The 7,445-nt window shown below is 44.1% G+C and carries 10 protein-coding genes; 4 read left to right on the forward strand and 6 right to left on the reverse strand.

Annotated elements, in window-relative coordinates:
- The 4 genes from QXE01_10410 to rnhB all read right to left on the reverse strand — a co-directional run.
- On the reverse strand, positions 1 to 767 hold a 767-nt coding region (locus QXE01_10410), incomplete at its 3' end, for a ribose 1,5-bisphosphate isomerase (protein ID MEM4971647.1).
- A complete protein-coding gene (locus QXE01_10415) occupies positions 764 to 1,729 on the reverse strand; it encodes a translation initiation factor eIF-2B (protein ID MEM4971648.1) in 966 nt (321 codons plus the stop codon). The genes QXE01_10415 and QXE01_10410, both read right to left, overlap by 4 nt.
- 281 nt (positions 1,730 to 2,010) lie before the next feature.
- Positions 2,011 to 2,502 (reverse strand): hypothetical protein, encoded by a 492-nt coding sequence (locus QXE01_10420; protein MEM4971649.1) that lies wholly within the window; start codon positions 2,500 to 2,502, stop codon positions 2,011 to 2,013.
- A gap of 10 nt (positions 2,503 to 2,512) precedes the next feature.
- On the reverse strand, positions 2,513 to 3,172 hold the full coding sequence (gene rnhB / locus QXE01_10425; protein ID MEM4971650.1) for a ribonuclease HII: 660 nt from the start codon (positions 3,170 to 3,172) through the stop codon (positions 2,513 to 2,515).
- A gap of 73 nt (positions 3,173 to 3,245) precedes the next feature.
- On the opposite strand from rnhB, the gene QXE01_10430 reads away from it, so the two are divergent.
- From QXE01_10430 to QXE01_10445, 4 genes are all read left to right on the forward strand, one after another.
- Positions 3,246 to 3,854, forward strand: coding sequence for a TATA-box-binding protein (locus QXE01_10430; GenBank protein MEM4971651.1), 609 nt, complete (start codon positions 3,246 to 3,248; stop codon positions 3,852 to 3,854).
- A 20-nt stretch (positions 3,855 to 3,874) separates the two neighbouring features.
- The gene (locus tag QXE01_10435) at positions 3,875 to 4,333 is read left to right on the forward strand and encodes a hypothetical protein (GenBank protein ID MEM4971652.1); all 459 of its coding nucleotides are present in this window, start codon (positions 3,875 to 3,877) and stop codon (positions 4,331 to 4,333) included.
- 326 nt (positions 4,334 to 4,659) lie between these two features.
- Positions 4,660 to 4,842, forward strand: coding sequence for a zinc finger domain-containing protein (locus tag QXE01_10440; GenBank protein ID MEM4971653.1), 183 nt, complete (start codon positions 4,660 to 4,662; stop codon positions 4,840 to 4,842).
- A gap of 9 nt (positions 4,843 to 4,851) precedes the next feature.
- The gene (locus tag QXE01_10445; protein MEM4971654.1) at positions 4,852 to 5,124 is read left to right on the forward strand and encodes an elongation factor 1-beta; all 273 of its coding nucleotides are present in this window, start codon (positions 4,852 to 4,854) and stop codon (positions 5,122 to 5,124) included.
- A 34-nt stretch (positions 5,125 to 5,158) separates the two neighbouring features.
- Here the strand turns inward: QXE01_10445 and QXE01_10450 are convergent, their stop codons facing one another.
- Positions 5,159 to 5,833, reverse strand: a complete 675-nt coding sequence (locus QXE01_10450) for a 50S ribosomal protein L15e (protein MEM4971655.1) — start codon at positions 5,831 to 5,833, stop codon at positions 5,159 to 5,161.
- 317 nt (positions 5,834 to 6,150) lie between these two features.
- A partial coding sequence (locus QXE01_10455) for a hypothetical protein (protein MEM4971656.1) occupies positions 6,151 to 7,445 on the reverse strand: 1,295 nt, incomplete at its 5' end.

The raw sequence follows: 7,445 nt of genomic DNA on the forward strand, positions 1-7,445 counted from the left end.
TCTAGGATTTCCCTAGGATCTCTCTCCTCGATCTCAACAGCCTCCCCAGCGAGTGTGTATGGGGAGAATTTATATGTCTCTGCAGCAACGTAGAAGGGAACCCCATATACCTTGGCTGCGAGAGCCACTTGTGATGTCCCGATCTTATTTATGAGGGCTCCGTTCGAGGCAATAGCGTCTGCACCCACTAGCACGAGATCGGCTTTTCTCATTACATATGCTACTGCGGAATCTGTTATAAGGGTTGTTGGGATACCCCTCGAAGCTAGATCTCTAGCTGTTATATACCCCTGATACCTAGGTCTGGTCTCTGTTGCATATACCCTGAATCTCTTACCATCCCCCCATGCCCTAGATAATATAGATGTTACTGCGGATGAGTTGCAGTGAGTCATGATCACCATCCCATCTTCAATCATCTTAGACCCTATCTCCCCTATCAACTCTAACGCCCTCTCGGAGTACTCCTTAAACTCTATGGCAGCCCTCACAACAGCTTCTATAGCCTCCTCAACACTTCTATATCTCCTCCTAGTGGCTTTCATAACATATGATATAGCGTTTGGGAGGGACACGGCTGTGGGTCTTGTAGATAATAGGATCTTAGAGATCTTCTCCATGTATTTGACAAAGCCATCTAGATCTCCTCTATAGCTTTTAGCAGCTATCATCAGAGCATCTGCAGCAGCCCTAGCTATCCTCCCAGCACCCCTTATCCTCATGCTCTTGATATCATCCGCTATTCTAATAACCTCCTCGGGGATCATGTTCTTCTCAACCTCTCCAATATCAAGGATCTAGCCTCTCTATAGAGATCCTCAACCCTTCTAACCCTAGGAGGCCAGGATCCAAATGTCTCTCTAACCACATATGGAATAGCTGGAGGCGATATAAGCCCCTTCTCAGTTATTATAGCATCTATATATTCAGCTGGTATTGCTTCGAAGAGAGGTGCGTAGGTCTTCACACCCATAGATATGAGATCCTGTGGAACATCCTGGATCTCTATCTCAGGAGAATCCACAAGCTCTCCAAAGAAAGTCTCGGGAACAATTTTATAGCTACCAGATACAACAAATAACCTCACCCTAGCCTCTTTAGCTGCTATAGCTAGAAGAGCCGTTCCTATCTTATTTATAATAGCTCCATTAGCCGCTATAGCTTCAGCCCCTATAACAACCCTTGAAGCCCTCTTTATAAAGCTCCTTATAGCGGAATCCACTATAAGCGTCACACCAACCCCCAGACCCCTTAGAGCCCTAGCCATCTCAACACCCTCGCCAAAGGGTCTCGACTCTGCTACAATAGCCCTCACCCTAGCTCCCCTAGCAACTAGGTTCTGAAAGACCTTGAGCACCGTCCCGCTATAGGATATGGTGAATATCACCTCATCATCCTGGATTCTTCTAGCTGCTATCGATGCAGCCTGGGTCGTCATATTCTCCACATTCTCAAACACCCTCGAGATCTTCGATGAGATATTGTTAACAGCCTCAGAAACACTGTTTACACCGCTTAACAGGAATTCCTGCAATATATCTCTCGAAGCATTTATTAGTAAAGCTGAATAGGGCCTTGCTGAGCAGGCCTCATAGAGATAATCGATAGCAGCTAAAAGATCTTCCCAGCTCCTAGAGGAATTGATTCTTCTGAGAAACTCTTCTAAAATGCTCTTAGCGGCCTCCGTAGCCCCATAGACCTTCCAAAACTCTACTAGCTTCCCACACATCTCTACATACCCTCACCACTTATTACAACATATCTAGCTATACAGTGGATTTTTCTAATCCCAGTTCTTATTATCCCTTCACAGCTTATCAAACATAGTATCCCCAAAACATTGATCCTACATCTATTGCATCGAAAACCTGTCTAGGAGCGTTAACCTCCTCCCCGCTCTAAGATTTGATGCTTTCAATTATAAAGCTCGGGGCTCCAGCGGATCTCGCCTCTAGAGGGCTGGGGAGGGTCATATGCTATCTCTAAGCTGTGATGCCATCTAGAAGATCTTTATAGTTCGTTGATTATCTGGAGAAGATCTCTGGTATATCTTGCTATATATGCCATATATGCCTCTAGATCCTTTAATGTTCTCTCGAGAAAGACTGTGGAGTTTGTTTTAAGCCCTCTAGCTAGATCTTCTCTCATATTGCTTAGATTCGTATAGATCACTTCTAGGTGGGGCTGTATATATATGCATAACCTAACCCCATTGGGGGATGAGAATACCTTTGATTTCAACATGGCTAGGAAGCTCTCAACCGCTTTTAGAGCATCTGTAGGTGTTAATCTCGATATATTTCTATATTTTGATGCCTCCTGAGAGATCTCTAAGAGATCTTTCGAGAATCTCTTTAGATCCTCGACAACAGACCCAAAGAGGTTTTTAGCCCTCTCATGCTCCCCTCTTGAGATGAAGTCTCTCAATAGATATATAGGTTTGAAGCATCCCAGCCTCGCCAGTGTATCCATCTTTGAAGTAACGATCTTCTCTGCCTCCAAAGCAGAGACCTCAACCATTTAAAATATATCTATCTAGGGTATTAACATGGTGTCTCAGCTTATCAAGGGTAGCCCATTTATGCCTTATAAAGGGGCTTATAAGCTTTAAATCCTCCTCCCCTGCCTTGGAAACCCACTCCCTAGTCCTGGGGTCCGAGGGGTAGCCCGAGCCGAAGTCCCCTACGAGGCTCTTTATCCTCTCTATATGCCAGTCTCTAAGCACCTTAGCAACTATGCTTGCAGCACCAACCACATGGTATCTAGCGTCCGCCCCATGCTCAGCTACAATGTCTGGGCATATCGAATATAGATTCGAGATCCTCTCCAGCGGTGCAAAGAGATCTATATATGTTTTTGGGCAGAAGCCCAGGATCCTCGATATTGATGATAAAATCCTCTCTATAGCCTTGATTTCAATGATATTTATATTATCACTATCTAGATCCTTAGGAGCTAGTATAACAACCATTGTGGCTAGCGAATTCTCTATTATAAGGGGTGCTAGCCTCTCCCTAGCAGATCTGCTTAGCCTCTTACTATCCCTAACACCGGCTTTGATTAGTTCTTCAAGGGATTCTTTGCTGAGGACTACCGCTGCTATCACCATAGGCCCTATAAGAGGGCCTCTCCCAGCCTCATCAATACCAGCTATTACCTCGCTCCTATCTATGCTAGCTCTGGCTAATTATTTCACCAGTATTTATAAATCCTCTAGAGGGATTTTAATAAGGGGGTATTTATAGTTGATTGCATCTAAACCTGAAGTGAGGATAGAGAACATAGTTGCAACTGTTATATTTGAGCATCAACTAGATCTAGACCTTATTGAGCAGGGTGTTTCAAATATAGAGTATAACCCAGACCAGTTTCCAGGATTGATCCTAAGGCTTGATAGCCCCAAGGTCACAGCACTGATCTTTAGATCTGGGAAGATGGTTGTTACAGGCGCTAAAAAGACCTCTGATCTTATAAAGGCTGTTAAGAAGATCCTTAGGATGTTTATTAAAAGCGGTGTAACAATCTCTGGAAAGCCGAGGATACAGATCCAGAATATAGTTGCATCAGCAAACCTAGGTATGGAGGTTCTCCTAGAGAAGGCTGCGTATCTCCTTGAGAACACCATGTACGAGCCTGAGCAATTCCCAGGATTGATCTACAGGCTAACGGATCCGAAGGTGGTTCTACTAATCTTCTCATCAGGCAAGATGGTGATAACAGGTGCTAAAAGCGAGGAGGAGGTTGAGAAGGCTGTTAACTATACATACAAAACACTTCTAGACCTCAACTGCCTAAAGAAGATCGAGAGGAGCGAGGAGGAGCTGGAGAAAGAGATAGAGCTTGAGGAGATCTAGGTTATCAGTGGATAGATAGGTTGAAGCTAGACGCACTAGTAGAAAAGCTATCAACACTCACCACTAACTCCGAGGAGCTTTTATTCGCTATCGAGGAGGCAAGTATCTTAGGGATGAACCACCTATATATATCAATCAGAAGAGGGGTTGCAAGAGCGATACTAGCACTCCATATAGACCCCTTCAACAGGGATTTGATAAGCCTAATAGCTATGATCCCAGTTGGATGTGGAGAGAGATCCCCAAGCCTTGAGGAAGCTAATAAGCTGGCAAAGAGCCTTGAAGGGCTTATAATGGTTGTAGGTGAATGCGGATATGTACTCTCGGGATATGACGGATCAAAGGATATAGCTGAATTTCTATCCAACATATTTTCAAAGATCCCCGGCGACTCTCCCGATGATAAAATCCTTATCGAGGGATACTCATACGATCTTTTCTCCGAATACCAAGAAGACATGCCTGGATATCTTAGCTAAGAGCATAGCCTTCTCAGCAAATATAGATGTTTTATTAATTAGAGAACTGGCTGAATGTCTACATCTTGTAGCATTTAAATACCGCATCAATAAGCCGATAGCATGAAGTTATAGATATCCGCAGACAATCCTAAGGAATTTCATGACTTATTTATTATATGTTAAATTTAACTAAGCTAGCTTCTCTAGCTTTAGAAGGGCAGGGCTTTTTGCTGCAAGTGATTTCAAGCTATAGCTTTTGCTCTCTATAAAGCTAGATCTATTCTTTTAAGAGCTTAAGCATATGAGATAATGAGGTGGATTAGCTGCAGAGGCTTGCAACACCCGTGATTGTGGATACAAGCACCCCTCCTATATGTATCAGCTGCAAGAAAACCGTGGCTCCCTATGAGAAGGGGGTCTCCTTTAACTGCCCAAACTGTGGTAAGGTGGTTATATGGAGATGCTATAGATGTAGGATCCAGGGTATACCATATAGATGCCCTAACTGTAATTTCGAGGGGCCATAGGTGGTTCTAATGGCAGATGTTATAGCCTTGGTTAAAGTCTATCCTTCTGAGGATATAACCGACATGGATACCCTTGCTAGGAGGATTGAGGAGAGCCTGCCAAATATATATAGGGTGGTGATGAGGGAGACTATAGAGATCGCCTATGGATATAAGGCACTTATACTCCACATAAGATTCCCAGAGAATACAGAGGGGGGTACTGAAGAGCTTGAAACAAGGATCGCTGGTGTTGATGGTGTGAGCAGCGTTGAAGTAGAGGCTGTTACAAGAGCCCTCTAAAGCATATATTTATAAAAACATGGAATTCTGATTTCTACTTCACATCGCCAAATACTTCCTCGTATTTCTCCTGTGGAAGTATAACCCTCGCTCCCCTTGAGGCCTCGTGTCTCTTCTTCTTCTCCCTCTCTTTCTGCTTCTTCTTCCACTTATAGTGATGAGTCCCCTTCAGACCTCTACTGCTTAGAAGTCCCCTCATCCTCCTGCCAGCCATTGTCTTACCTCTGAATACCCTGCCTCTCTGGGATGGATGTGTGATCCAGTTTATATCTGGATCGCTTTTGATTGTAGGTAGATTAGGATCTACAAGGATTACCTCGTACCACTTATACTCGCCATCCTCACCCACATAATAGCTTCCCAGAACCTCTAGACCCCTATATTTCCTCGCAGCAGTTTCTTCAGCTATTAGCTGGAGGCTCTTCTCAGGTGAGTAGCCATAGACACCCATCCTCTTCGGCCTTCTACCCTTATTAGGCCTTGGCCTCTCTCTACCGCCTTTAGAGACTCTAACCCTAACCACTATGAAGCCTTGCTTAGCCTTATACCCAATACTTCTAGCTCTATCAAGCCTTGTAGGCTTATCAATCCTAACAACAACGGGTTCTCTCCTCCACTCAATAAGCCTTGCCTTGTTTATCTCTCCTATCTCCCCATCATATGGTCTCTTCCAAGCCTGTGATATATAGTGGTACATAGACCTTGCCATCGAAGCTCTCCACCAGCTTACGCTATACTATATAGCTCTATGAAGACTTATATCTTTAACACCATATGATCGATGCTTAGATAATTGGAGAAATATCTGATCTATCGCCGCGTGGGTTTCTCATCACATATCAGGACTTAAAACCACGCTCATCCAAATGCTATGCTTCTCCGGAGTATAAAAGCTTATGAGAACTCGATATATGATCCAGGAGTTATGATCTAAACCAGCTTTAGATAGCTAGCACCCATATAGAGTTATAACTAAGAGCCTTGTCCCTAGGGAGAGGTAGATCAGCTTCTCTAAACAACATAGAATCAGATCTTCTTTCTAGCCGTATATAGTATAAGGGCTGTAGATGATATGCCCAGCACTAACACGCTTCCCAAGAGGCTTAGCAGATCTCCAATCCGGGCTCTTAGGATCTCGTAGAGATACCCAGCCCTTATACCCTCGAGTAGCCTGGGTAGCACACACGATATAAACTGATTCGATGGGAACACCATATCTTCAAGAGCGCATGGATATGGCGTTACAGTAACTACTATTGAATTAGTGAATATGGAGAATATCGAGAGCGCTATAACCAATGCTCTACCCCTAGGCCATCTGATGAGGAGTAGCTGTATTGGAGGCGCTAGTATAGGTGTTATAGGCACTAAAAACCTAGGGCCATAGCTCAGGCCACCATCAAAGTCATACCACATAGAATGAGGTATCGCATAGGAGGCTAGATATATAGCGAATACCGCTCTCTCATATATACTGCGTATGGATACTAAGAATCTCGGGAGCATTATAAGCCCCGCGCCGAGGACTGGGTAGAGGGGTATCAGCCCCTTTCTAGGATCTATTATGAGCATGTATAACCCGTATATAGGGTTCACCGATATTCCTAGAAATCCATCAACACCTATCTTCTTAAGCAGAAGGGTCTCAGGAAAAGAAAGAGGATCTCCTACCGCTGCTAGATTATAGAGCATCTGAACAATTGCCAGAGGCATGAAGCCTGCTAGCCATAGCATAGTACCTTGTAAGAAGACTCTCACCCCAAGTTTCCTTGCAATATATATAGCTATCACAGCACATACACTGAGCGATGCTAGAAGAGCCATGGGATCCATTAGAAGGGCTATGGAGGATGAGAGGCCGAGAAGCAAGTATATATATCTCTTAACAGCACCCCTCCTAATAACCAGTATCCCTAGATATATTGTTAAAAGCATCGAGAACGTGAGGGGCGCTTGTGGAAATATATGGCTCGAATATATCCAGAGAATACCCCCCAGCGAGGCTATCAATGTTGATGCGAGCGCATAGCGCTCGCTATATAGCCTTGTAAGAGCATATGTAAGAATCGTTGATATAAGGCCGAATATAGAGACTACAATACCTCCAACCAGGAGCTGGTTTCCACCTATCCTAGCTATACAGGCTGGGATAGATATTAATAGTGGAAGGCCGATAGGGCCTGCGAAGAGGTAGTTGGAGCTATGCTCCACAACATCTACATATATAGAGTAGCTCTCATCAAGAAATACCTCTCCCCTGCATATCTTAGTAGATAGGGCTAGCAAGGGTGCTGTATAGCTTGTATACCATACAACATTTA

It is taken from the genome of Sulfolobales archaeon, assembly GCA_038897115.1.
Taxonomy (GTDB): domain Archaea; phylum Thermoproteota; class Thermoprotei_A; order Sulfolobales; family AG1; genus AG1.